The 598-nt window shown below is 42.5% G+C and carries 1 protein-coding gene and 1 pseudogene; both read left to right on the forward strand.

Going from position 1 to position 598, the window contains the following annotated elements; translation table 11 throughout:
- A partial coding sequence (locus BO225_RS11270) for an integrase core domain-containing protein (protein ID WP_143356704.1) occupies positions 1 to 275 on the forward strand: 275 nt, incomplete at its 5' end.
- Between the two features lie 209 nt (positions 276 to 484).
- Positions 485 to 598: pseudogene (locus BO225_RS11275) on the forward strand (IS66 family transposase); the annotation flags it as partial.

Genomic DNA, 598 nt, shown 5'->3' on the forward strand with positions numbered 1-598 from the left:
ACAAAAACAAGACAGAAGGAATGGAAAGATCGTATTCGAGAAAAGGCAATCCATGGGACAACGCCTGCATCGAAAGCTTTCATTCACTGATCAAGAGAGAATGGATCAACTTCTACCATTTCGAAACAATGAAAGAAGCGAAGAAAGCCGTATTCGAATATATAGAAGGATTCTACAATACGATCCGGATCCATTCCCATTGCGGATACGAATCCCCGATGGAATACGAGAAAAACTACAAGATATTGAAAAAGATGCGTTTAGAAAAAAATTGAGAAGCGTCATTGACGATGGGGATCCCTAAGATAAGCTTGGGGCTTTTCAAGCCGCAGCAAGAGCTGGGAGTTTGAAAAGCAACAAGAAATGGGTTCTTAGGGATAGGGACCCGTAGTCAATGGAAAGTGGAACAAATTTTTTCGGATTTGTCAAAAAACAGAAATTTAGGTTGTCCTCAAACTTGACATAGTACCAAAGCCGATATCCGAAAGCGTTCCTGGAAGGTTTTGAAGGATTTCTGGTAACCGATGGATATGGAGGCTACAGCCAGATCGAGAACACAAAACGAGCATTGTGCTGGGCGCATGTCCGCCGGAAGTTT

The organism is Dubosiella newyorkensis (genome assembly GCF_001945605.1).
GTDB classification, from domain to species: Bacteria; Bacillota_I; Bacilli_A; order Erysipelotrichales; family Erysipelotrichaceae; genus Dubosiella; species Dubosiella newyorkensis.